24 protein-coding genes are annotated in these 26,106 nt (G+C 39.0%); 10 read left to right on the plus strand and 14 right to left on the minus strand.

The annotated features are described in order from the left end of the window. Window positions 1-33: 33 nt before the first annotated feature. Genes ED622_RS15750 through sdhC form a run of 4 tightly spaced genes read right to left on the minus strand, consistent with a single transcriptional unit; the run spans window position 34 to window position 3,262 of the window. A complete protein-coding gene (locus ED622_RS15750; RefSeq protein WP_122035641.1) occupies window positions 34-747 on the minus strand; it encodes a succinate dehydrogenase iron-sulfur subunit in 714 nt (237 codons plus the stop codon). 12 nt (window positions 748-759) lie between these two features. Next, window positions 760-2,526 carry a succinate dehydrogenase flavoprotein subunit gene (sdhA, locus tag ED622_RS15755; protein ID WP_122035643.1) on the minus strand — a complete coding sequence of 589 codons (1,767 nt, stop codon included), beginning with the start codon at window positions 2,524-2,526 and terminating at the stop codon, window positions 760-762. Further along, window positions 2,526-2,873 (minus strand): succinate dehydrogenase, hydrophobic membrane anchor protein, encoded by a 348-nt coding sequence (gene sdhD / locus ED622_RS15760; protein ID WP_122035645.1) that lies wholly within the window; start codon window positions 2,871-2,873, stop codon window positions 2,526-2,528. Before sdhD ends, sdhA begins: the two co-directional genes overlap by 1 nt. Then, the gene (sdhC, locus tag ED622_RS15765) at window positions 2,867-3,262 is read right to left on the minus strand and encodes a succinate dehydrogenase cytochrome b556 subunit (protein WP_162922560.1); all 396 of its coding nucleotides are present in this window, start codon (window positions 3,260-3,262) and stop codon (window positions 2,867-2,869) included. The genes sdhD and sdhC overlap by 7 nt, the downstream gene beginning before the upstream one ends. 392 nt (window positions 3,263-3,654) lie before the next feature. Between sdhC and ED622_RS15770 the strand changes: the two genes are divergently transcribed. Next, window positions 3,655-4,944: a citrate synthase gene (locus ED622_RS15770; protein WP_122035650.1), complete on the plus strand. Its 1,290-nt coding sequence runs from the start codon at window positions 3,655-3,657 to the stop codon at window positions 4,942-4,944. A 100-nt stretch (window positions 4,945-5,044) separates the two neighbouring features. Here ED622_RS15770 and ED622_RS15775 read toward each other — a convergent pair whose 3' ends face one another. From ED622_RS15775 to seqA, 3 genes are all read right to left on the minus strand, one after another. After that, on the minus strand, window positions 5,045-5,800 hold the full coding sequence (locus tag ED622_RS15775) for a Nif3-like dinuclear metal center hexameric protein (protein WP_122035652.1): 756 nt from the start codon (window positions 5,798-5,800) through the stop codon (window positions 5,045-5,047). Between the two features lie 73 nt (window positions 5,801-5,873). Next, window positions 5,874-7,520, minus strand: coding sequence for a phosphoglucomutase (alpha-D-glucose-1,6-bisphosphate-dependent) (gene pgm / locus ED622_RS15780; protein ID WP_122035654.1), 1,647 nt, complete (start codon window positions 7,518-7,520; stop codon window positions 5,874-5,876). A 48-nt stretch (window positions 7,521-7,568) separates the two neighbouring features. Further along, window positions 7,569-8,117 carry a replication initiation negative regulator SeqA gene (gene seqA, locus ED622_RS15785; RefSeq protein WP_122035656.1) on the minus strand — a complete coding sequence of 183 codons (549 nt, stop codon included), beginning with the start codon at window positions 8,115-8,117 and terminating at the stop codon, window positions 7,569-7,571. A gap of 94 nt (window positions 8,118-8,211) precedes the next feature. On the opposite strand from seqA, the gene ED622_RS15790 reads away from it, so the two are divergent. The 3 genes from ED622_RS15790 (at window position 8,212) to fldA (ending at window position 9,882) form a co-directional block, all read left to right on the plus strand. Continuing rightward, complete coding sequence (locus tag ED622_RS15790) at window positions 8,212-8,988, plus strand: alpha/beta fold hydrolase (protein ID WP_122035658.1); 777 nt, start codon at window positions 8,212-8,214, stop codon at window positions 8,986-8,988. 86 nt (window positions 8,989-9,074) lie between these two features. Continuing rightward, on the plus strand, window positions 9,075-9,296 hold the full coding sequence (locus ED622_RS15795; protein ID WP_122035661.1) for a DUF2788 domain-containing protein: 222 nt from the start codon (window positions 9,075-9,077) through the stop codon (window positions 9,294-9,296). Window positions 9,297-9,354: 58 nt separating this feature from the next. Next, window positions 9,355-9,882, plus strand: coding sequence for a flavodoxin FldA (gene fldA, locus ED622_RS15800; protein WP_122035663.1), 528 nt, complete (start codon window positions 9,355-9,357; stop codon window positions 9,880-9,882). Window positions 9,883-9,935: 53 nt separating this feature from the next. Here the strand turns inward: fldA and ED622_RS15805 are convergent, their stop codons facing one another. Continuing rightward, window positions 9,936-10,400: a hotdog fold domain-containing protein gene (locus ED622_RS15805; protein ID WP_122035665.1), complete on the minus strand. Its 465-nt coding sequence runs from the start codon at window positions 10,398-10,400 to the stop codon at window positions 9,936-9,938. 180 nt (window positions 10,401-10,580) lie between these two features. Here ED622_RS15805 and fcrX point away from each other — a divergent pair, with 180 nt between their 5' ends. After that, window positions 10,581-11,024: a ferric iron uptake transcriptional regulator FcrX gene (gene fcrX / locus ED622_RS15810; protein WP_122035667.1), complete on the plus strand. Its 444-nt coding sequence runs from the start codon at window positions 10,581-10,583 to the stop codon at window positions 11,022-11,024. 78 nt (window positions 11,025-11,102) lie between these two features. On the opposite strand, the gene glnS is transcribed toward fcrX, so the two are convergent. Continuing rightward, window positions 11,103-12,761 carry a glutamine--tRNA ligase gene (gene glnS, locus ED622_RS15815; RefSeq protein ID WP_122035669.1) on the minus strand — a complete coding sequence of 553 codons (1,659 nt, stop codon included), beginning with the start codon at window positions 12,759-12,761 and terminating at the stop codon, window positions 11,103-11,105. A gap of 175 nt (window positions 12,762-12,936) precedes the next feature. After that, window positions 12,937-14,427, minus strand: a complete 1,491-nt coding sequence (nagE, locus tag ED622_RS15820) for an N-acetylglucosamine-specific PTS transporter subunit IIBC (protein ID WP_122035671.1) — start codon at window positions 14,425-14,427, stop codon at window positions 12,937-12,939. Between the two features lie 399 nt (window positions 14,428-14,826). On the opposite strand from nagE, the gene nagA reads away from it, so the two are divergent. From nagA to asnB, 4 genes are all read left to right on the plus strand, one after another. Continuing rightward, window positions 14,827-15,963 carry an N-acetylglucosamine-6-phosphate deacetylase gene (nagA, locus tag ED622_RS15825; RefSeq protein WP_122035673.1) on the plus strand — a complete coding sequence of 379 codons (1,137 nt, stop codon included), beginning with the start codon at window positions 14,827-14,829 and terminating at the stop codon, window positions 15,961-15,963. A 2-nt stretch (window positions 15,964-15,965) separates the two neighbouring features. Continuing rightward, the gene (locus ED622_RS15830; RefSeq protein ID WP_122035675.1) at window positions 15,966-17,180 is read left to right on the plus strand and encodes an ROK family protein; all 1,215 of its coding nucleotides are present in this window, start codon (window positions 15,966-15,968) and stop codon (window positions 17,178-17,180) included. 81 nt (window positions 17,181-17,261) lie between these two features. Continuing rightward, entirely contained in the window at window positions 17,262-18,866 is a 1,605-nt protein-coding gene (locus ED622_RS15835) for a cation:proton antiporter family protein (RefSeq protein WP_122035677.1), read from the plus strand. A 293-nt stretch (window positions 18,867-19,159) separates the two neighbouring features. Continuing rightward, window positions 19,160-20,827, plus strand: a complete 1,668-nt coding sequence (gene asnB / locus ED622_RS15840) for an asparagine synthase B (protein WP_122035679.1) — start codon at window positions 19,160-19,162, stop codon at window positions 20,825-20,827. A 48-nt stretch (window positions 20,828-20,875) separates the two neighbouring features. Here asnB and rfaH read toward each other — a convergent pair whose 3' ends face one another. Then, the gene (gene rfaH / locus ED622_RS15845; RefSeq protein WP_122035681.1) at window positions 20,876-21,370 is read right to left on the minus strand and encodes a transcription/translation regulatory transformer protein RfaH; all 495 of its coding nucleotides are present in this window, start codon (window positions 21,368-21,370) and stop codon (window positions 20,876-20,878) included. A gap of 385 nt (window positions 21,371-21,755) precedes the next feature. Between rfaH and ED622_RS15850 the strand changes: the two genes are divergently transcribed. Beyond that, window positions 21,756-23,111, plus strand: coding sequence for a peptide MFS transporter (locus ED622_RS15850; RefSeq protein ID WP_122035683.1), 1,356 nt, complete (start codon window positions 21,756-21,758; stop codon window positions 23,109-23,111). Between the two features lie 103 nt (window positions 23,112-23,214). Here the strand turns inward: ED622_RS15850 and ED622_RS15855 are convergent, their stop codons facing one another. From ED622_RS15855 to ED622_RS15865, 3 genes are all read right to left on the minus strand, one after another. Next, complete coding sequence (locus ED622_RS15855) at window positions 23,215-23,520, minus strand: helix-hairpin-helix domain-containing protein (protein ID WP_122035685.1); 306 nt, start codon at window positions 23,518-23,520, stop codon at window positions 23,215-23,217. Between the two features lie 189 nt (window positions 23,521-23,709). After that, entirely contained in the window at window positions 23,710-25,566 is a 1,857-nt protein-coding gene (gene ppiD / locus ED622_RS15860; RefSeq protein WP_122035687.1) for a peptidylprolyl isomerase, read from the minus strand. Between the two features lie 201 nt (window positions 25,567-25,767). Next, window positions 25,768-26,040, minus strand: a complete 273-nt coding sequence (locus tag ED622_RS15865; RefSeq protein WP_162922536.1) for an HU family DNA-binding protein — start codon at window positions 26,038-26,040, stop codon at window positions 25,768-25,770. Window positions 26,041-26,106 lie beyond the last annotated feature (66 nt).

The following is a 26,106-nucleotide window of genomic DNA, read 5'->3' on the forward strand; positions in this document are numbered from 1 at the left end:
TACTAAATCAATAAGTAAGTTGAGGGAGTATGGTTATACCGCTTTTTTCAATAGCATTGTCTTAATATGGCCAATTGCTTTTGTTGGGTTTAACCCTTTAGGACATACACTTACACAATTCATTATGCCATGGCAACGAAAAACACTGAAAGCATCGTCTAAATTAGACAAACGTTCATTTGTCGCCGTATCGCGGCTATCAATTAACCAACGATAAGCTGCAAGAAGCCCTGCAGGTCCGATGAATTTATCAGGGTTCCACCAGAATGATGGGCATGATGTTGTACAACATGCACACATAATACATTCATATAACCCATCTAAGTGTTCACGTTCTTCAGGAGACTGTAGGTTTTCTCTTGAAGGTGGTGTTGCTCCATCATCAATTAAGAAAGGTTTTACCTTCTCATAGTTTTCATAGAACTGACCCATATCAACAATCAGGTCACGAACAACTGGTAACCCTGGTAATGGGCGAATAACAAGATCCCCTTTACCAATCAACTCAGATAATGGCGTAACACAAGCTAGACCATTCTTACCATTCATGTTCAATCCATCAGAACCACACACACCTTCTCGGCATGAACGACGGAATGACAAAGTAGGATCTTGCTCTTTAAGTAGGATAAGTGCATCAAGCACCATCATGTCAGAGCCTTCTTCCACTTCTAACGTATACGCCTTCATGTGAGGAGCATTATCTACATCCGGATTGTAACGGTAGATTGAAAAATTTAATTTCATCTTTCTGCCCTCTTAGTACGTACGTGCTTTAGGTGGGAATGCTTCACGATGGATAGGCTCCATGTTCACACCACGCTTAGTCATCGATTCTGTCTCAGGGTTATACACTGAATGACATAACCAATTCGCATCATCACGCTCAGGGAAGTCAAAACGAGCATGCGCTCCACGACTTTCTGTACGGTAGTTTGCTGCAACTGCCGTCGCAAATGCCGTTTCCATCAAATTTTCTAACTCTAAACACTCAATTCGTTGCGTGTTAAATTCTGTTGATTTATCAGCTAGGTAAGCATTTTTAAGGCGTTCACGAATCACTTTAAGCTCTTCAAGGCCTTTTGCCATTGCATCACCTTCACGGAATACAGAGAAGTTGTTTTGCATACATTGTTGTAAATCTTTACGGATTTGAACTGGATCTTCACCACCCGTACTGTTTTCCCAACGATTATAACGCTCAAGAGAAGCTTCAATATCGGCATCAGTTGCAGGTTTAGCTTCGGCTTGCTTCTTCAGTGTTTCACCTAAATGAAGCCCTGTTGCACGACCAAATACCACTAAATCAAGCAGAGAGTTACCACCTAAGCGGTTAGCACCATGTACTGATACTGAGGCAATCTCACCACATGCAAATAGACCTTGAATTTCAACATCAGCACCAGCGGCATCTTGTTTAATCGCCTGACCTGATACTTGTGTTGGTACGCCACCCATCATGTAATGACAAGTAGGAATAACTGGGATTGGTTCTTTTACTGGATCTACGTGAGCAAAGGTACGAGATAACTCACACACACCAGGTAAACGAGACTCAAGCGTTTCTTTACCTAGGTGATCCAATTTAAGCTTAATATGAGGCCCCCAAGGACCATCACAACCACGGCCTTCACGGATTTCGACCATCATTGAACGAGCAACAACGTCACGGCCTGCTAGGTCTTTCGCGTTTGGAGCATAACGCTCCATGAAGCGTTCACCATCTTTATTCAGTAGGTAACCACCTTCACCACGACAACCTTCAGTTACAAGAACCCCTGCACCTGCGATACCCGTTGGGTGAAATTGCCACATTTCAATATCTTGCATTGGAACGCCAGCACGAATAGCCATACCAACACCATCACCAGTATTGATGTGCGCATTAGTTGTAGAAGCGTAAATACGACCCGCACCACCAGTTGCTAAGATCGTTGCCTTAGCTTTGAAGTAGCATACTTCACCTGTTTCCATACAAAGTGCAGTTGTACCTAAGATGGCACCATCTTCGTTTTTAACTAAATCAAGCGCATACCACTCAGAAAAGATGGTCGTTTTATGCTTAATATTTTGTTGGTATAAGGTATGAAGCAAAGCATGACCTGTACGGTCTGCTGCTGCAGCGGTTCGTGCTGCTTGCTCACCACCAAAGTTTTTAGATTGGCCACCAAACGGACGCTGATAAATTGTACCGTTTTCAAAACGAGAAAAAGGCAATCCCATTTTTTCTAATTCAATAACAGACTCAGGGCCGTTTTTACACATGTATTCGATAGCATCTTGGTCACCGATATAATCAGAACCTTTAACCGTATCATACATATGTTGTTCCCAATGATCTTCGTGTGCATTACCTAGAGCAACAGTAATACCACCTTGAGCAGATACGGTATGAGAACGAGTTGGAAATACTTTTGATAACAAGGCACATGATAGACCTTGTTCTGAAATTTGTAGTGCAGCTCGCATACCTGCACCACCAGCACCGATTACAACTGCATCAAATTCTCTAACAGCAATACTCACTACACACCCCACACAATAACTAAACCAGAGAAGAAATATCCCAAAAGAACTGACACTAAACCAAGCTGAAGCAGAGCACGCAACATCACAGGTTTAATATAATCAGTAAGTACTTGCCATAAGCCAATCCATGCATGGATAAGAATGGAAAGAAGCGCTAGCATAGTAAATACTTTTGTGAACAAGCCACCGAAGAAATTTGTCCATGATAGATAGGTAAGCTCTGGGCCAAATGCGCAGAAACCGACGATATATACTGTGTATAGGGTAAGAATGATCGCGCTAGCACGAATTAAGATAAAATCGTGTACACCATTACGACCGAAGGAAGATACGTTAGCTACCATACCAATACTCCTGCTAAAAGTGATAATACCGCTGTAATTGCAAATGCAACCTTTGCACTATGAGTCCCAGACTCAAGCTCTTCAAAGTAACCCATGTCCATCATTAAATGACGAACACCTACCACAATATGATAAGCAAGGGCGGTCAGAATTCCCCACATAATAAATGTCACAAAAAAACCATCAATATGATCGGCGGCTTGTGCGAATCCAATAGGTGAAGAAAGCGACAGGTTTAACAACCAAAGCAGTATTCCAACAGAAACAAAAGTAATTACACCACTTACGCGATGTAAAATTGAAGCGATAGCCGTTAATGGAAAACGGATCGTTTGTAGATCTAGATTGACAGGTCTTGACTTTTTAACTTTCACAAGGGGCTCACTCAGCTCCATTGAGCATATTATTGTTATAGATACCTCTGATCTATCAAAAGCTAGTTAAATTTAACATTTTCGTAACTTTCATTGTGAGCAACATCTCTTTTTATAAGCTTTTTTGTAAATCAAACTCTATTATTAAGGAGATGAAAATCACGTTAACCCTATATTACATAAGGGACAGACCAGAAACTCAGCCGCAGTATACGATGTGAAACATCTGATTACAAACCTATAAATAATACCTACATCACACCACAGAAAATTAACTTTTTTTTCATTAAAAATATAAACAAGTGCACACATAAGCGCACAAAAATTGACATTAGGTTGTGTAATGGGTACAAAGTTGTCACTCTCATATCCGGGATAAAATAAAAATATAACAAAAGGAGAATGTTATGGCAGATAAAAAGGCAACTCTTCACATTGAAGGACAAGCCCCAATCGACATGCCAATCATGGATGGAACTATCGGTCCTGAAGTGATCGATGTGCGTAAACTAGGAGCAAGTGGTTACTTCACATTTGACCCAGGTTTTCTTGCCACTGCATCTTGTGAGTCTCAAATAACTTATATCGATGGCGACAAAGGTGTATTGCTGCACCGTGGTTACCCTATCGATGAATTAGCCAATAATGCAGATTACTTAGAAGTCTGTTACATACTACTTAACGGACAAGCGCCAAGCCGTGATGAGTACGAAACGTTTAAAGAAATTGTCACTCGCCATACAATGGTACATGAGCAAATTTCAAGTTTCTTCCATGGTTTCCGTCGTGATGCCCACCCAATGGCCGTTATGTGTGGTGTAGTTGGTGCATTAGCTGCTTTCTACCATGACTCATTAGATGTTAGTAATGATGAGCACCGCGAAATTGCAGCATTTAGATTGCTTTCTAAGATGCCGACACTTTCTGCAATGTGTTATAAATACTCTATTGGTCAGCCGTTTATCTATCCGCGTAATGACTTAACGTACGCTGAAAACTTCTTACATATGATGTTTGCCAATCCATGTGAAGAATACGAAGTGAACCCTGTTGTCGCTCGTGCTATGGATAAAATCTTTACGCTACATGCTGACCACGAACAAAATGCTTCAACATCAACGGTACGTTTAGCGGGCTCTTCTGGCGCTAACCCATTTGCTTGTATTGCTGCAGGTATTGCTTCTCTATGGGGACCTGCTCATGGTGGTGCAAACGAAGCGTGTTTACGCATGCTTGAAGAAATTGGTTCTCTTGACAATATCGATGAGTACGTTGCAAAAGCAAAAGACAAAGATGACCCTTTCCGCTTAATGGGCTTTGGTCACCGTGTTTATAAAAACTATGACCCACGTGCAACAGTAATGCGTGAAGCATGTCACGAAGTACTAAAAGAACTAAACATTAAAGATCCACTGCTAGATGTTGCAATGGAACTTGAACGTATTGCGCTTTCTGATGAATACTTTGTTTCTAAGAAGCTATATCCAAACGTAGATTTTTACTCAGGTATTATCTTAAAAGCGATTGGTATTCCTGTGTCTATGTTTACTGTTATTTTCGCACTGTCTCGTACTGTTGGTTGGATTGCACATTGGAGCGAAATGCACAGTGATCCAAATAACCGTATCGGTCGTCCGCGTCAACTTTACACAGGTGAAGAGCTTCGTGAGTTTAAACCACTTCATGAGCGTGAATAAGTTAGAACTTAAATTCAGAATCGGATTTAAATCGTTAGACTTATAAACAAAAAAGGTTGATGTATTAGCATCAACCTTTTTTATTGTTCAAGAATAGAAACTATACTGGATTATCAATATCAATAAATTTCACATCAAAACCATGCTCTTTCGCTAACCATTCACCCAGAGCCTTAACACCATAGCGCTCGGTCGCATGATGACCTGCGGCAAAATAGTGAATACCTAATTCACGCGCGATATACGTCGTTCTTTCAGATACCTCGCCAGAAATAAACGCATCAATCCCTTGCTGTGCAGCTAACTCAATGTAATCTTGTCCACCACCAGAACACCAAGCTACCGTTTTTATCTCTTTATCAACATCAGGTGTTATATGCAGAGGGGCTCTGTTCAATACTTGACCAATTCGTGCGCCTAATTCTTCGCCAGATAACGCAACGTCAAACTCCCCTTTCATTGCGATAGATTGAGGAGTTGCTTCTAGCCCTTCCACATTTGAAATAGCGAATAAACGTGCTAATTCTGCATTGTTACCTAATGTTGAGTGAATATCTAAAGGAAGATGGTACGCAAGTAAATTGATATCATTTTTAATTAAAGAGCGAATACGATTGCCCTTCATACCTTTAATTGACTCACTTTCACCTTTCCAAAAGTAACCGTGGTGAACGAGCAAAGCATCTGCATTTTGTTCAATAGCGGCATCAATTAATGCTTGTGAAGCGGTTACACCTGTAATGATTTTTTTGACTTCAGATTTGCCTTCGACTTGTAATCCGTTTGGGCAATAGTCTTTAATTAATTGAGGTTTAAGCTCTTTATTTAATAGCTGTTCTAGCTGAAAATTGTTCATCATTATCGTCCGTTTTTAATAATAAAAAAGCAGCGACATGCGCTGCTTTTTATTAATTCTTTACTGGTTTTAATTATAAGCCAGCGTCTTTAAATACGTTACTTACAATCTCTTGAGCTTCTTGTTCAATCAATGCTAAATGTTCAGCACCTTTAAAGCTTTCACAGTAAATCTTGTAGATCTCTTCTGTTCCCGATGGGCGAGCAGCAAACCAACCATTCGCTGTCGTGACTTTGAGGCCGCCAATCGCTGCACCATTACCTGGAGCATGCGTTAAACGAGCCGTGATCTCATCACCAGCAAGTGTTGTTGCTGAGACCATTTCAGGAGACAATTTACTTAATACTGATTTTTGTGCTTTATTAGCAACCGCTTGAATGCGGTTATAGCTAGATTCGCCATGCTGAGCTGCAAGTTTATTATAGTACTCTTGAGGGTTCATACCTGTTACCGCTGTAATTTCAGCCGCAAGAAGACACAAAAGAATACCATCTTTATCAGTTGACCAAGGTGTACCATCAAAGCGCAAGAAAGAAGCACCAGCACTCTCTTCACCACCAAAGCCTAAACTGCCATTGTACAGTCCATCAACAAACCATTTAAAGCCAACAGGTACTTCGCATAGATCACGGCCCAAATCAGCAACAACTTTATCAATAATCGCTGAAGACACTAGAGTTTTACCTACGGCAACCTCTGGCTTCCAGTCCGGACGATTACGATATAAGTAATCAATACATACTGCTAGATAATGATTTGGATTCATTAAGCCTGATGGCGTAACGATACCATGACGATCATAATCAGGATCATTACCAAACGCTAAATCGTAATCATCTTTTAATGATAACAAACCAGCCATTGCGTAAGGCGAAGAACAATCCATACGTACTACGCCGTCTTTATCTAACGACATAAATTGGAATGAAGGATCAATTGCTTCACTTACTAGAGTTAAATCCAGATCAAATGCTTGACCAATTTGACGCCAGTATTCAATACCAGAACCACCAAGTGGATCTACACCTAATTTAAGATTTGCTTTTTGAATCGCATCAATATTAATAACGTTTTTAAGATCATCAATATATGGCTTCACTAAATCCACTTGCTTAACCAGATCAGATTTCATTGCTTCATTGATCGCAATGCGCTTCACACCACTTAACTCATTCGAGATATAGGCATTGGCTTGGTTTTCAATCGCCGTAGTTAACTCACCTTCCGCTGGACCACCGTGTGTCGGGTTATATTTGATCCCGCCATCTTGAGGAGGATTATGCGAAGGGGTAATAACGAGACCATCTGCTTTATGATCACATTTAACATTATGAGTTAGAATTGCATGAGATATGCCAGGTGTTGGAGTATAGCCATTATCTTCTTGGATAATCACTTCAACACCATTAGCCACAAGCACTTCAATGGTAGAAGTAAATGCAGGTTCAGATAAAGCGTGTGTGTCTTTACCTAAGAAAAGTGGGCCTGTTACACCTGTTTCTTTACGAACATCAGCAACAGCTTGAGCAATCGCCCAAATATGGTGCTGATTAAACGTTGCTTTATCAGAAGTCCCTCGGTGACCAGAGGTACCAAACTGAACTTTTTGATCTGGGTTAGTTGCATCAGGCTCTAATAAAAAGTAATTAGCAACTAATGCGGGGATGTTGTGTAAATCTTCTTGCTGAGCTTTCTGCCCAGCGCGAGGATGTATAGCCATTTGACGATTCCTTGTGACAAATTATGTTTTGAGCTGTAACTCAAAAATTTAAATCGCCGCGCACACTTTTTCTGTCAAATCATGATGGAAACCCATACGCTCCATCAACAATTCAACCATGTGGCGCTTGCGATTAGTATTTGTATTCGTGATAACCCAAAATGGAGTGCCATTGATTTCTCTTGGCTTGGTTGTTTTACCACTTGCAATCAATGTGTCTTGATTGTCTGCAAAATAAACTCGAGTTCTTCCCTTCACTTCTGTCGCTTCAGAGAATGCTTTTGAGTCAATTTTATATAATTCTGAAAGTACCGTTAAAAAACGATCGATTGCTTTATCTAATGCTGAGAATTCATCAGAGATTAATAAGGTACGTACCGCTTTAACACGATCTACTGATATCTCTTTACCTGCATCTTTGCTGACTACAATGCCTTTTTTCTGAACTTCAACAGGAGTAGAAACAGAAATAGCAGAGTCTAAAGGTGATGTCTGCATTAAGAGACGACGTAAAATATCAGAGGCACTTTCACCGATGTGTTGAGTTTGGCTCGCAATAAAGCGGTATAGTTCTTCGTCTACTTCAATTGTCTTCATTATATGGTTCGTATTCTATAATCTATTTATGAAGGCACGATTATACATTGTATAATCGTGATACTCTACGACAAACCTAACACTACGCAGAAAAATGAAGCTACTTAACTATAAAGAACAAGGAAATGGGGATCCTTTGATCCTTATTCATGGCCTATTTGGTAATTTAGATAATCTCGGGTTACTTGCGAGACAATTTGAAAATGATTATCGAGTGATCAGTGTTGATCTTCGAAACCATGGACACTCATTTCAATCTGACGAGCATAATTACCACGCGCTTGCCGCTGATGTGATTCAATTACTTGAACACTTGTCCATTTCATCCGCGCACCTTATTGGCCACTCTATGGGCGGTAAAGTTGCTATGGCTATTGCTGACATCAAACCATCATTGCTGGCTTCACTCGTTGTATTAGATATGGCTCCTATCGCTTATCCAGAGCGAAAGCACGATGCTGTCTTTTCTGGTCTTCAGCAATTAATAGAGTCTCCACCTGCCAGCCGTAAAGAAGCAGACACGATACTTGCTCGCTCTATTGTTGAGCCGGGTGTGCGTCAGTTTTTAAGTAAATCACTGTATAAAAACGGCGAGCACCTCGCGCTTCGTTTTAATGTAAGCGCCTTATTCGATAATTATTCTCATATCATTGGTTGGGATAAAATAACTCCTTTCGGTGGAAATGTTCTGTTTGTAAAAGGTCAGAACTCCGATTACATCATCGCTGACTACCAACAAGACATTATCGCGCAATTTCCAAATGCAAAAGCACATGTCGTTAATGGCACTGGCCACTGGCTACATGCAGAAAAACCAGACACCATTTATCGAGTCATAAATCGTTTTATAGAAAAAGTGGCTCTACGATAATCCATACCAACAAAGTCAAAGCTATGATATAGTTTTGCCAAATTATTCGATCAAATTAAGGTCGCTAACTTAGATAAGGGTGATTCATGCTGTATGAACATTTTGATCTCATTGAATCTATTGGCTTAGATTTACTGTTTGCCTCGATATTCTTCTTTATCGGCATGGCGATTAAAGATGTCCTTAAACAAGCAAATGTTCCTCCTTTTGGCCGAAAAATTGTTTGGCTTGTTCTATTCTTAGGTTGTGCAGGCTTTATAGCAAAAGGACTTATTCAACTAAGCTGGGAAGGTTCCGGTCTTGGTTGATATCCAGATCAAATACTAACTATTTTTAATTAACACAGACAATACAGGTATTCATCATATGGCAAGTGTAGGACTCTTCTTTGGTAGCGATACAGGTAACACTGAAGCTATTGGCAAGATGATTCAAAAACAGCTTGGTAAAAAGCTGGTTCATGTTCAAGACATTGCAAAAAGCAGCAAAGAAGACATTGATAATTTCGATCTTCTTCTTTTAGGTATCCCTACATGGTACTACGGTGAAGCTCAATGTGATTGGGATGATTTCTTTCCTGAATTAGAAGGTATTGATTTCTCAACTAAACTTGTTGCTATCTTTGGTTGTGGTGATCAAGAAGATTACGCAGAGTACTTCTGTGATGCTATGGGTAATATCCGTGATATCGTTGAAGCTAAAGGCGGGACTATCATTGGTCATTGGCCGACTGAAGGTTATGAATTTGAAGCATCTAAAGCATTAGTAGACGAAAATAATTTCGTTGGTTTATGTATTGATGAAGATCGTCAACCTGAGCTAACTGACACACGTGTAACTGCATGGGTTACCCAAATCCATGAAGAAATGTGTCTTGCAGAATTAGAAGACTAATTCTCATTAATGATGCTCTCTTCTTATTTTTTATAATAAGAAATTAGAGAGCATCATCTAAACTCTGGTTTTTTTCTTACATACAAAGTTCTATTCACCCGCGCGACCACTTTTCCTTTTTTATCATATATATACACTTCAAATTTCGGAAAGCATTTCTCTCCAGCTTCAGTAAGCTGCTTAATTTCTTTAATTTTCTCATTTGAGATTACAAAGTGTGCATTCAAATCACTAGTACCTGGTGAAATAAAATCTATTTCAGACTGCTTATCCCAAACAAAATACTCCTCTCTTAGTATCCCCATTAACATTAATGAAAATACGGGATCTGTCATAGAAAAAATACTCCCTCCATACTGGCTTCTATTTGCATTACGATTCCAAAAGCGATCTTTTAATATGACTCGCACTTCTTGAAAATCAGGAGCTATAGTTTGGATAGAGATCCCAGCCCCCCAAAATGGAGGCCAAATATTCAATGCCCTTCTAACGATTTTTGGGGTAAAGTACTTATACATATTTATCATCCTTAATTCTGGTCTGACCTCATCATAATAGTTTTATTCACAAAAGATCAACATCTATTTTTTTGTAAGAGATCGTGCAGATAAGGTATCAACTGGATTGAATGTTCCCTATAATTAACTTATTAAAACTGCACAAAAAATCGATGCAGAATGTCAATACAGGAAAAGTCGATGTCAGATAACAACCAAGCACTAAAAAAAGCCGGTTTAAAGGTTACTCTTCCACGCCTGAAGATTTTAGAAGTACTTCAACAACCAGATTGCCAACACATCAGTGCAGAAGATTTATATAAAAAATTAATAGATATTGGCGAAGAAATTGGCCTTGCTACTGTATACCGCGTATTAAACCAATTTGATGATGCAGGTATCGTTACTCGTCACCACTTTGAAGGTGGTAAATCTGTATTTGAATTAGCAACTCAACATCATCATGATCATTTAGTTTGCCTAGATTGCGGTAAAGTGATCGAATTCTCTGATGAAATGATTGAAGAGCGTCAAAAAGAAATAGCACAAAAATATAATGTACGACTAACGAACCATAGTTTATATCTATACGGCCACTGTATTACTGGTGACTGCATTGAAAATAATGAAGCTCATAACTGTTAGTCATTCAATGTAACAAATACTAGTCATAAAAAAACCAGCATTTCTGCTGGTTTTTTATTATTTATTACTTAATGAAGATTAACCTTCCCAAGTATCACGTAAGCCTACTGTACGGTTGAAAACAAGAGCCTCTGGTGTAGAGTCTTTGTTATCAATACAGAAGTAACCAGTACGCTCAAACTGATAGCCCGCTTCTGCTTCTGCTGTTGCTAAGCTTGGTTCTACAAAACCATTCTTAGTAATCAATGACTCAGGATTAATACTCTCTGAGAAATCTTCTAAAGCTGCAGGGTTTGGCACGTTGAATAAACGATCGTATAAACGGATCTCTGCAGGAATTGCTTTCTCTGCTGATACCCAATGAATTACGCCCTTCACTTTGCGGCCATCTGCTGGATTTTTACCTAGCGTTTCTGCATCATAGCTACAGAAGATAGTGGTAATGTTACCTGCTTCGTCTTTTTCAATACGATCAGCTTGAATAACATAAGCGCCACGTAGACGAACTTCTTTACCAAGAACCAAACGCTTATATTTTTTGTTTGCTTCTTCACGGAAGTCATCTTGTTCAATGTACACTTCACGAGTGAATGGTACATCGCGCTTACCCATTTCAGGTTTGTTAGGATGATTAGCTACGCTAAGTGTCTCAACTTTACCTTCTTCGTAGTTTTCAATTACGATTTTAACCGGTTCAAGAACAGCCATTGCACGAGGTGCATTTTCGTTTAAATCATCACGAATACAAGATTCTAATGAGCCAAACTCGATCATGTTTTCTTGCTTAGTCACACCAATACGCTTACAGAACTCACGAATAGATGCAGCAGTAAAACCACGACGACGTAAGCCTGAAACGGTAGGCATACGTGGATCATCCCAACCATTTACTAATTTTTCAGTCACAAGTTCATTCAGCTTACGCTTAGACATGATTGTGTATTCTAAGTTTAGACGACTAAACTCATACTGATGTGGTTGACAATCAATTGTAATATTTTCTAATACCCAATCGTATAAACGACGGTTATCTTGGAATTCTAACGTACAGATTGAATGTGTAATGCCTTCAAGCGCATCAGAAATACAGTGAGTAAAATCGTACATTGGGTAGATACACCACTTATCACCAGTTTGGTGATGAGAAGCGAAACGAATACGATAAATTACAGGATCACGCATTACGATAAAAGAAGAAGCCATGTCGATTTTTGCACGTAGGCAGATCGTTCCTTCTTTAAATTTACCATCACGCATTTGTTCAAATAGCGCAAGGTTATCTTCTACGCTACGATCACGGTATGGGCTATTTTTACCAGGCTCTTTCAGAGAACCACGGTATTCACGGATTTGATCTGACGTTAACTCATCAACATAAGCTAAGCCTTTCTCAATCAATTCAACCGCGTAGCCATACAGTTTATCGAAATAGTTTGAAGAGTAATGAATATCACCGCTCCAATCAAAACCTAACCATTTAACGTCATTTTTGATTGATTCAACGTATTCAATATCTTCTTTTTCAGGGTTAGTATCATCAAAACGTAGATTACACTGTCCCTGGTAATCTTGAGCAATACCAAAATTCAAACAGATAGATTTTGCGTGTCCGATATGCAGATAGCCATTTGGCTCTGGCGGGAAACGAGTATGGACACTGGAATGTTTACCTGACTTTAGGTCTTCATCAATAATTTGACGGATAAAGTTGGTAGGACGAGTTTCAGTTTCACTCATCTAAAGCACCTCATTGGTATTAGTAATTGCAAAAAGAACAGATTGTTCATATAGCCCTATGATCCACAATTATGCGCCAATACTCAATATATAGAATCAAATAGTTTCTTTATTTGCATAAAAAAAGCCGCTCTAACTAGAGCGGCTTCGTTATTTGAGTTTATTTACTCAATAATTATGGTAATGCTACTGCACTTAAGTCTTCAGAAGCTGGGATTTTTTTCATTTCGCCAGCAACGATTTCAGCAAGAGGACCTAGGATAACTTGAACATTGTTTGAACCAAGTTTCACTACACCCATTGCACCAAGACCTTTAAGTTGCTTCTCACTGATTACGCTAGTGTCTTTAAGAGTTAGACGTAGACGTGTGATACAAGCATCGATGTTTTCTAGATTCTCGTGACCACCTAGAGCTTTAAGGTATTGCTTAGCTAGTTCACCCGTTTCTTTAGAACCACGGATTGAGCTTTCTTCTTCGTCGTCGTCTTCACGGCCTGGAGTCTTAAGGTTGAACTTAACGATTACAGCGCGGAATACGAAGTAGTAGATTGCGAAGAATACGATACCTTGGATAATTAGCATGTACCAGTTAACAGCTAGTGGGTTACGAGTAGAAAGAACCATATCTACTAGACCTGCTGAGAAACCGAAACCTGCAATCCACTGCATAGAAGCTGCGATGAATACTGAGATACCTGTTAATGCTGCGTGAACTACGTATAGTGCAGGAGCAAGGAACATGAATGAGAATTCAAGTGGTTCAGTAACACCAGTGAAGAACGATGCGAAACCTGCAGCAATCATGATTGATGCTACTTTTTCTTTGTTCTCAACTTTAGCTGTGTGGTAAATAGCTAGTGCTGCACCTGGTAGACCAAACATCATGATTGGGAAGAAACCAGCTTGGTACATACCTGTAACACCTACAGTTGCAGTACCTTCAGCGATAGACTTAGCGCCACCTAGGAAGTTAGGGATGTCGTTAATACCAGCAACGTCGAACCAGAACACTGAGTTAAGTGCATGGTGAAGACCTACAGGGATAAGTAGACGGTTGAAGAATGCATAAATACCAGCACCTGCAGAACCCATACCTTGGATTGATTCACCAAAGTGTACAAGGCCACCGTAGATTGCAGGCCATACGTACATTAATACGAATGCGATTAAGATACCTGCAAAAGAAGTTAAGATAGGTACAAGACGCTTACCTGAGAAGAATGCAAGTGCTTTATGCAGTTCAACAGCAGAGAAACGGTTGTAGATCTCAGCAGATACGATACCAACTAGGATACCAACAAATTGGTTATTGATTTTACCAAATGCAGCAGGAACTGCAGAAGGATCAATACCTTGAATTTGAGCTACTGCACCAGGTGCAAGAAGTGTTGTTACAACAAGGAAACCAACAAAACCAGAAAGTGCTGCTGCACCATCTTTATCTTTAGACATACCATAAGCAACACCAACTGCGAACAGTACTGACATGTTGTCGATGATAGCCGCACCAGCTTTAATTAAAAACGCTGCTAGTGCACTGTTGCCGCCCCAAGCCACTGGATCAATCCAGTAACCAATACCCATTAAAATAGCTGCTGCAGGTAGTGTAGCAACTGGTACCATCAGTGCTTTACCTACTTTTTGAAAATATCCTAAAATATTCACCTTTAGATTCCCCCTATAAGGATTTTAGATTTTTTTGAATAGCGTAATAAATTCACTATAAACTTATTTCGCTACTCGTTATTAACAGGGTCAGTGTAAGTGATTAATTTCGCCCCGCAAATTAAAAGCGAGCTAATTGTGATCATTATCACCTGTAGAGCGAATATTTAGGGGTTTTTGCTAGCGAGATCATAAAACTTATTTTATCATTCGAAAGAATAGAGCATCAGGAATAATATTTGGCTTATATAGAGTCAAACTTTGTCATTACTGAACGTAACATTTAGACAATTTGAGTGTACCGCTCAGTAAGCAGTTCTATTTTCACTTGCTTAAAAATTTCAACGAAAAAAGTTCATATTTTTTCGTACTCTAAATTATAACTTAAGGATTCAAGCTATGTATGCGCTAACTAACTGTAAGGTTTATACTGGTAACGATGTTCTTGTTGATCATTCTGTTATCATTAACGGAACAGAAATCGAAGCCATCTGCCTCACTTCAGAACTACCACAAGGCATTGAATTAGTAGATTTAAATGGTGCCAACCTTAGCCCTGGTTTTATTGACCTGCAATTAAATGGCTGTGGCGGTGTGATGCTAAATGATGAAATCACAGCAGAAACAATGCAGATCATGCATGAAGCAAACCTTAAATCTGGTTGTACTAGCTTCTTACCTACTTTGATTACCTCTTCAGATGAAGATATGCGCGCTTCAATTACCGCAGCTCGTGAATATCACGCTAAGTATCAAAACCAATCTTTAGGTTTACACCTTGAAGGTCCTTACTTAAACGTAATGAAAAAAGGCATTCATAGCGTCGACCATATCCGTCCATCTGATTCTGATATGATCCAATTAATCTGTGATAACGCAGATTTAATTGCAAAAGTAACACTGGCACCTGAGCAAAATGATCCAGAGCACATTGAACGTCTTCATAAAGCTGGCATTGTAGTTTCTATTGGTCACACTAACGCAACTTATGCTGAAGCTCGCCAAGGGTTTGAATCAGGCATCACTTTCGCTACGCATTTATTCAATGCAATGACGCCAATGGTTGGTCGTGAACCTGGTGTTGTTGGTGCAATCTACGATACACCAGATGTTTATGCTGGCATCATTGCGGATGGCTTCCATGTTGACTATGCAAACATCCGTATTGCACACAAAATAAAGAAAGAAAAACTAGTATTAGTGACGGATGCCACAGCTCCTGCAGGTGCTGACATGGAATACTTTATTTTTGTGGGTAAGAAAGTATATTACAAGGATGGTAAATGTGTTGATGAAAATGGCACATTAGGCGGCTCAGCTCTGACTATGATTGAAGCAGTTCAGAATACAGTTGAGCACGTTGGTATCGCTTTAGACGAAGCTCTACGTATGGCTACTCTATATCCTGCTCAAGCAATGGGTGTAGATAATAAACTTGGCCGAATCAAAAAGAACATGGTTGCAAACCTTGCAATTTTTGATCGTGACTTCAATGTAAAAGCGACTGTTGTGAACGGACAATACGAGCAAAGTTAATTATGACTGACGGACAAATTGGTAATGTAGATCTAGTAAAACAATTAAACAGTGCGGCTGTTTATCGTTTAATCGACCAAAAAGGACCGATATCTCGAATTCAAATCGCTGATGTTAGTCAGCTTGCTCCAGCAAGTGTTACCAAAATAACCCGTCAATTATTGGAGCGCGGCTTAATTAAAGAAGTCGCGCAACAAGCGTCAACTGGTGGCCGAAGAGCTATCTCTTTGACCACCGAAACTGAACCTTTTCACTCTATCGCGGTGCGTTTAGGCCGAGATTACATTCAGCTGAGCCTTTTTGACCTTTCAACAAAAGAATTGGCTTCTGAATATCATGAATTTAATTACTCACACCAACAAGAGTTACTTGAGGGTTTGAGTCAATTAGTCCAAATTTTTATCACTCGCAATCAAGATACGATTAAACAATTAATCGCTATCGGTATTACTCTACCTGGACTGGTTAACCCTGAGACTGGGGTTGTTGAGTACATGCCAAACACTGATATTGATAAACTCGCATTGGCTGATGTCATCAGAGATACTTTCAACACACAATGTTTTGTTGGCAACGATGTACGTGGTTTAGCCCTCGCTGAACACTACTTTGGTGCATCGAAAGATTGCCACGATTCAATATTAGTCAGTGTTCACCGTGGTACTGGTGCGGGTATTATTGTTAACGGTAAAGTGTTCCTAGGACATAACCGTAATGTAGGTGAAATTGGTCATATCCAAATCGACCCGATTGGTGATAAGTGCCAATGTGGTAATTTCGGTTGTTTAGAAACCGTAGCAGCAAACCCTGCAATTATCGCACGCATCAAATCTTTACTTGAACAAGGTTACCCTTCAAGCCTTTCACAACTAGACAACATCACAATGGCAGATATTTGTCATGCCGCAAATCATGGTGATGAACTGGCAACACAAACATTGCTACGAGTGGGTAATCAACTTGGTAAAGCAATAGCAATGACGATTAACTTGTTTAATCCACAAAAAATTGTCATTTCCGGTGCAATCACCCAATCAGATAAGATTCTTTTTGCTGCGATCCGTAATTGTATTAAAAACCAATCATTAACGGCTTTCCATAAAGATTTACCTATCGTTGCATCAGAGCTTCATGAGCAACCAACCATTGGTGCTTTTTCAATGGTGAAGCGTGCAATGCTTAATGGCGTATTGTTACAAAAATTATTAGATGAGTAATCATAAATAATTTTTAACATGTTATTCTAGGGCTGCTTTTTGCGGCCCTTTTTTTTCGACCACTTTTAGGAACAATAGTATATGGAGTTACTTTTTATCATTGCAGCATTTGTAATGGGGTTTATAGCATTAAAAATTAATTTACCTCCATTAGTTGGTTTTCTATTGGCTGGATTCGGATTACATGCCCTTGGCTTTCAATCTAACGATGCCCTATCTACCTTTGCTGATCTTGGCGTCACCCTACTTCTTTTCTCAATTGGCTTAAAATTAGATATAAAAACCTTACTCGCTAAAGAAATTTGGTTAGGCGCAACGCTTCATAATGTATTCTCAACTCTCTTTTTTACTTTTGCCCTTCTTGGTCTTAAATTACTTGGCATTACTATGCTTGCAGACATTGATACTGCACAGCTAGTTCTCTTTGGTTTTGCACTGTCTTTCTCTAGTACCGTATTTGCCGTTAAAGCTCTCCAAGAAAAAGGCGAAATGAATGCAACTTACGGAACCCTAGCCATTGGTATTCTTGTTATGCAAGATATCTTCGCGGTTGTATTTTTAACCGCTTCAACAGGAAAGATCCCAGAAATTACAGCACTCGCTTTGTTTGCACTCCCTCTCCTAAGGCCTTTATTCTTTAAGTTGTTAGATTGGGCTGGTCATGGCGAAATGCTGGTACTTTACGGTATTTTCTTAGCCCTTGTTGCAGGAGCAGGAACTTTTGAACTCGTTGGGATGAAACCTGATCTTGGCGCTCTTATTTTAGGCATGTTACTGGCTGGCCACTCTAAAGCCTCTGAATTATCCAAATCACTATTTAATTTAAAAGAAATACTTCTTATCTGTTTCTTCTTAAATATCGGTTTATCTGCAGCACCAACATTAGCAGGCTTAACGCTCGCTATTTTCCTTATTTTATTGCTGCCAGTAAAAGGCTTCTTATACTTTATTATCATTAATAAATTTAAGTTCCGAGTAAGAACCTCCCTTCTTACCTCTCTCACATTATTCAACTACAGTGAGTTTGGTCTTATTGTCGGTGGTTTAGCCTTCAAAATGGGATGGTTACCTGCTGACAGCCTTGTTGCTATTGCCATTGCCGTTTCTATTTCTTTTATTATTTCAGCCCCTTTAAATAACTTTGGTCATACGATTTATCGACGTTCTCGCCATTGGTTAAAAGAACATACCGCCGAACGTTTAAATCCAATGGATAAATTGATCAATCCAGGACGAGCTCAGATCTTAATTCTTGGTATGGGCCGCATTGGTAGCGGTGCGTATGATGAACTAAAAGAAAAATACGGTGACATTATTTTAGGCATTGAACTTCGTGAGGAATCAGCGAAACAGCATCAAGATCTTGGCCGTAATGTGATATCTGGTGATGCAACTGACCCTGACTTTTGGGAACGAATTTTATCTACCTCGCACGTAAAACTGGTTTTGTTAGCGATGCCAAATCATCAAGGTAATCAATTTGCCCTAGAACAATTACAATCACGAAACTACCAAGGCCAAACAGCAGCAATTGCCGCTTATAATGACCAAACTGAAGGATTAATTGAACAAGGGGTTGATGCTGCCTTTAATATCTATCACGAAGCAGGCAGTGGTTTTGCTCGTCATGTAACTGAACAATTAAAACCTGAGTTTAATCAACAAAAAAGCTACATGAAACACTAAGCTGACCGGCTATTCTATTATTACTGAAAATCAATTTATCTACTAACATGCAGATTAACGTCATTTTAACGTTTATCTGCATTCTCCCTCTTAACCGTCCCTATATATTGCACAAAAAACAGCTCACAATTAACGATTCCATACCAAAATAGCATAAATATTAAATATTATTTACTCAGGTTATCTATTTGTGATTTTATTTGTATTTCTGGGTTGATTTTTTTAGTGATGATGGCAAATTGTATTCAAGACAATAATTTATGATAAAAATTAAGAAGAGATAGAGGGAACTTATGTGCTCAATTTTTGGAATACTAGATATAAAGACTGATCCAGCGCCGCTTCGTACAAGCGCACTTGAAATGTCAAAGAAACTTCGTCATCGCGGTCCTGACTGGTCTGGTATTTACTCATCAGATAAAGCAATTTTAGCGCATGAACGTCTGGCTATTGTAGGTGTCAACAGTGGCGCTCAACCTCTTTATAGTGAAGATAAAAAGCACATCTTAGCGGTTAATGGTGAAATTTATAACCATAAAGAATTACGCGACAAATACGCAGATGACTATGCATTCCAAACAGACTCTGATTGTGAAGTTATTTTAGCTCTATATCGCGAGAAAGGGGCTGACTTACTAGAAGACTTAAACGGTATTTTTGCTTTTATTCTTTATGATGAAGAAAAAGACGAATATTTAGTAGGTCGTGACCATATCGGTATTATTCCTATGTATCACGGCTATGACGAGCATGGTAACTATTACGTTGCCTCTGAAATGAAAGCTTTGGTTCCAGTGTGTAAATCTATCAGTGAGTTTCCTCCTGGCCACTTCTACTCATCAAAAGATGCAGAACCAACACGTTATTATGTACGTGATTGGATGGAATATGATGCAGTTAAAGACAACCCGACAAGTAAAGAAGATCTTAAAAAAGCATTAGAAGATGCGGTTAAACGCCAACTAATGACAGATGTTCCTTACGGTGTACTTTTATCTGGTGGACTTGATTCATCAATTACATCAGCCGTTGCCAAAAAATTTGCAGCAATGCGTATTGAAGACAACGAAGAATCTCAAGCATGGTGGCCTCAACTTCATTCATTTGCGGTAGGACTAGAAGGTGCTCCTGATTTAAAAGCAGCTCGAGAAGTCGCTGATCAAATCGGTACAGTCCACCACGAAATGACTTATACGATTCAAGAAGGTCTTGATGCTATCCGTGATGTTATTTATCACATTGAGACTTATGACGTCACGACTATACGTGCTTCCACACCAATGTACCTATTGGGTCGTAAGATCAAAGCGATGGGTATTAAGATGGTCCTTTCTGGTGAAGGCGCTGATGAAATATTTGGCGGTTACCTATACTTCCATAAAGCACCAAACAAACAAGAGTTCCATGAAGAAACGGTTCGTAAACTGCTTGCTCTAAACATGTTCGATTGTGCTCGTGCTAATAAATCACTTGCCGCTTGGGGTGTTGAAGGTCGTGTACCTTTCTTAGATAAAGAATTTATCGATATTGCTATGCGCCTGAACCCACAAGATAAAATGTGTGGTAACGGTAAAATGGAAAAACATATTCTTCGTGAATGTTTTGAAGATGATTTACCAGCCGCTATTGCATGGAGACAGAAAGAGCAATTCTCTGATGGCGTAGGTTATAGCTGGATTGATACATTACGAGAAACAGCTGAAGCAAAAGTGACAGATCAACAAATGGAATCAGCTAAATTCCGCTTCCCTTACAATACACCAGTCACCAAGGAAGGCTATGTGTATCGTGAAATCTTTGAAGAGCTATTCCCTCTTGAAGATGCGGCTAAATGTGTCCCTGGTGGCCCATCAGTGGCATGTTCTTCAGCAAAAGCAATTGAGTGGGATGAATCATTCCAAAACTGCGTTGACCCATCAGGTCGAGCAGTACAAGCAGTCCATAATGAAGCTTATAGTTAAGTAAGTTAACTCTCATAAAAAAAGCGCCCTACGGCGCTTTTTTTATAACTAATAGTCTAAATTACTATTATCAACCTTAATTTCTACTTTCTTATTAATTAAGGTAATCAGTAGAATTGAGCGTTTTTCGCCATCTGACTCTTTATATATAGCATCGACCCCAACAAAAGGTCCTTCTTTGATCCCGACCTTTTGTCCTGCTTCAGGTGAAAATTCAACGACTTCCGAATCTTCATGCTTATCTAACTGTTTTAATGAATAGATAAGATCGCCCTGCAATACTTTTGGCTTCCCGCCAAAGCGAATAAAATCACTCACCCCACGAGTAGAACGAACCGTCGTGAAAGAAGGCCCTTCATTAAAATCAAATCGAACAAACATATAACAAGGAAACAACGGTTCTTTTTTCGTTGTTGTCTTTCCTCTTGTTATCTTCTCCACTTCTATTTCAGGATAAAAGCATTCTACTTGTTGGTTTTCTAAATGTTGTTTTGCTCTCTGCTGCTCACCACGTTTGCAGTAGAGTAAATACCATTCTTTCATTATTTTTATACCTAGCTAGCCTACTAAAGAGCATAGCACGCCATCGCTTACAAAAAAATCAATTGATGAGTACATTTATGCTTAAATCGTTGTTTAAATTGTTAAACTTACAAAAAGGCATCAAATAAACACTTACAACTAATAATCAACCTAAAATAAGATTAAAGTATCGAAAAGAAAATAAAAAGCAGCACATTAAATCGATAAAGCACAATAATTTAGAGAGCTGAAATGTAACAAAAAATATTTGTTTCTAAATATTTCAACAAGTTAATATGTTAACCAAGTCACATTTTTTTGTACAACATTGCAGTTGATACATTCGAGGGGTATAAATTTATACTAATTATAAAAAGAATAAAATTTCATTATAGAAGAGAGCACTATGCAGGATAACAACAAATTAATTATGGGACACCCAAAAGGACTGTTCTTACTTTTTGGTACTGAATTATGGGAGCGCTTCTCTTATTATGCAATGAGAGCCATTCTTGTTTTATATTTAACAGACAGAACCATTAATGGTGGCTTAGGCTGGACCGTTAAAGACGCTTTAAGCTTATACGGCACTTATACCGCTTTAATGTACATTACTCCTCTCATTGGTGGTTGGTTAGCTGATAATTACTTAGGTCAACGTAAATCATTACTTATCGGTGGCTTTCTAATGGTTATTGGTCAGTTTACCTTAGCCTTACCTCATGACATGCTTCCGCTTTCTATCGAAACTCTATTTTATACTGGTCTTGGTTTTCTAATTGCGGGTAATGGTTTATTTAAACCAAATGTATCCACCATGGTTGGTGATTTATACCAAGATGGAGATAATCGACGTGACGGTGCCTTCACTATCTTCTATATGGGTATTAACCTAGGCTCATTGCTTGCTGGTGTGGTATCAGGCTCTGTTACTGGGATCTGGGGCTGGAAAGCAGGATTCGCCGCAGCTGGTATTGGTATGGTAATCAGCTTAATTATTCAGACTCTATTTGCTCAACGTTTTCTTGGCGACATAGGTATCCGCCCTGCAGCTCACATTGCAAAAGAAAATGCTGAGGCAGCAGGTACATCACATCATATACTAAGTAAAATTGAGATCGATCGCCTTAAAGTAATTATGGTGATGGGATTGTTTGTTATTGTATTCTGGGCTGGGTTTGAACAAGCTGGTGGATTAATGAACATCTACTCTCAGCAATATACTGATCGTATGCTAGGTTCATTTGAAATACCTGCGGCATGGTTCCAATCTTTAAATCCTTTCTTTATTATTACTCTTGCTCCATTTATTGCGATGTTATGGGTAAAACTAGGGCCAAAAGAGCCGAGCTCTCCAGTGAAATTTGCTTTAGCGCTGTTTTTCCTAGCCATTGGTTTTCTTTGTATGGTCGGTGCAGTCATGGAGCAAGGTGGCGATTTAACTATTAAGACATCTATGTATTGGTTGGTAGGTGCTTATTTCTTCCATACACTAGGGGAATTATGCTTATCTCCAATTGGGCTTTCATTGGTGACTAAATTAGCTCCACTGCGTTTAGCTTCACTGATGATGGGTACATGGTTTGGCTTCAATGCAATCTCTAATTACATTGCTGGCTTAGTCGGCTCTCATGTTGAAAGTCTTGGCGCATTAGATATCTTTGCGGGTATCGCAATTACCTCTGCTATCTCTGGTGTTCTACTATTGATCATTTCAGGAACACTTATTCGTTGGATGCATGGTGCAGAAAAAGCACATTAATACATAAAGACAACGTGTAACTTAAAAATTAAAGGCTACCTAAAATTAAGAAGGTAGCCTTTTTTCTTCGCTATTTCTGTTCACTTACTTACCGTGATTGGTATTACAGCACAATTCTACTGCGATTCTTTTCCATTAACTTATCTCCAATTCCTTTGACGTTTGATAAGTCATCAACAGCAACAAACTTCCCATTCATTTTTCGATAATCAATAATAGCTTTTGCCTTTGAGTCACCAACACCAATGAGCAGTGTTTTAAGCTCTTCTGCCCCCGCCTCATTGATATTAATAACAATATCTATACCTTCATGCTTAGTGGTACTTTCATCTTTAGCCAGAGCGGCATTGCTCGATAATAAAATGACAGCAAGAAGAAAAGAATTTATTAAGCTAACTATACGGTTCATTACAATTCCTTGTTAATTTATTTAAATAGTAATGACAGATACTTCAGAAATATGACTTCTATCTATCATCAAAAAAGAATAAATAAACTGAACAATAAATCCTATTGCTACATTAACTGCTTCTCTAAAAACACGACGGGCCCCATTAAGGGGCCCGTCTGTCATATTTATCAATTACAAATAAATTGATTATTGTTCTAATAATGGATAACTGATATCAGAACTTGCCTTAAGCGTATCTAACGTTGCAGTTAGATCTTGTTGAGTTTGAGTTCTAAGTAAACGGGTTGAGACTTGCTCAGCCATTGCATCATTACTCAACTCTAAAACACCATCAAGAGCGACAATAACATGATTGCCTTGGCGATCCATTACTTGTGCGTAAGTAGATTGGCCTTGTTCTGGTTTCTGCAAACGGTATACATCATTTGCCAACTCATCCGCTCGGGTAATCATTCTTGCTTTAGTGAAGCTTAAACCATTATCCGAAAGGTAATTTACTTCACCTTTATCTAGAGCTGAAATAACACCCTGAGCAAGCTCTAGCGCTTTTTGTTCACCTTTTGATTGAGATAAACGAGCAACAACCGCTGCCTTAACTTCATCCAAAGGTAGAACCATTTCTTCGCGTACATCTTCAACTCGAACGACAACAATATGCTCTGGTGCAATTTCAATAACATCAGAGTTCAAGCCATCTTCCTTCACTTCAGGGCTATAGATAGCCTGTAATACAGACGAATTAGAAAGTACTTCTGGTGCATCAGCTTGAGAGAAGAAATCAGAAGTAACGATTTTAGCGTTAACGGCTTCTGCTGCATCATCTAATGAATCAGGAGACTCAAATGCTTTTTCTGCTAATTCACTTTGAAGACTGTAGAACGCATCAGCTGCATGCTCATCAACAAGGAACGTTTTGATTTCAGCACTCACTTCAGCAAGCGCTTTAGTTTTCGGTGCTTCAATACCATCAAGTTGAATGATGTGGTAACCAAACGCTGATTTAACAACACCAGAATGATCACCAATATTAACTAATTGGAAAGCTGCATCTTCAAATTCAGGATCAATCACGCCGCGTTCAATCCAACCTAAAGAACCACCTTCTTTAGCTGTTGGGATATCTTGTGACTCTTCTTTTGCTACTGTTGCAAAATCTTCACCTGCATCTAAACGAGCAAGTACAGCGTTAGCGTCTGCTTCATCACCATTAATTAAGATATGACTTACTTCACGCTTTTCTTGCGTTGAATATTTATCTTTATTCTGGTTGTAATAAGTTTGAATTTCTTCATCGGTAATTGGAGCTTGTTCTTTTAACGCATTACCAGATAATTCAATGTAAGAAACTTTAACTTGTTCAGGACGTACAAACTGTTGTTTGTTTTCATCATAGTAGGTTTGAATTTCTTCATCTGTTACTGTTGCTTTTTTAGCAAACTCAGCAGTATCCAGTGTAACTGTACGAATTTCACGCTGTTGAGCTTCTAATGCTCCTTGCGCTTGTACTTCGTTATCTAACGTAAATTCAGTTGACTCTAGAGCTAGAATTAATTGATTTCGAACTAAATCTTGACGCAGGTATTCTGCAAAGCTATCAGAACTAAAACCGGCACGACGAAGTGAAATATTATAGATTTCTTCATCAAATTTGCCATCTTTCTGGAATTGCGGCATCGAAATGATCGCTTGACGAATTTGCTCATCACTTACTCGAAGACCTAAGTTTTGAGCTTGATTATCCAGTAATGCATCATTAACCATACGGTCTAATACTGATTTACGGAATTGCTCAACATAAGCAGGATCACCTAGTAGCGTTGAAAAATATTCTCCCAACTGCGACTGCATGCGATTACGTTCATTTTGGTAAACTTGCTCAAAGTCATTTCGAGTAATTTCTCTCTCACCGACTTTAGCTGCTAATGGTTGGCTTCCACCGACTAAATAACTACCTACACCTGCAAATACAAATGAGAAAATAATTAGACCGAGAATGATCTTAACTACGAGGCCAGTTGAACCTTCGCGAATTCGATCCATCATAATATGTCTTAACTCCTAATCACTGAATGGAATAACTCTATTCTTAAGAATAACGTTCATGTCTATTGATAGTGATAATTTAAAATAGTTCAACAAAAGAAACATTTAACAATAAAAAAGCGCATCATGGATGCGCCTATGACTCTATCTCTAGTTTACTAGCCTTGCGCTAGCATGTGTAGAGTTTTATCGGTATTTCGATTAGTTACACGCATCTTTAAGTGCTTTGCCTGCTTTGAATGCAGGAACTTTAGCAGCAGAAATCTCAATCGCTTCGCCCGTTTTTGGATTACGACCAGTACGAGCAGCTCGCTCACGAACAACAAATGAACCAAAACCAACAAGCGTTACTTGATCGCCACCTTTTAGTGTCTCAGTTACTGTTTCTACTAATGCATCAAGAGCACGTGCAGCTGCTGCTTTAGAAATGTCTGCATTGTCAGCAATTTGATCAACTAATTGAGATTTATTCACGGTATTCCCCTTTAAATTATTCATTCAATGATTAATGAACGAGTCCATATTTTAATATTTGATGAG

Source organism: Aliivibrio sp. EL58, assembly GCF_900312675.1.
In the GTDB taxonomy this organism is placed as follows: Bacteria; Pseudomonadota; Gammaproteobacteria; order Enterobacterales; family Vibrionaceae; genus Aliivibrio.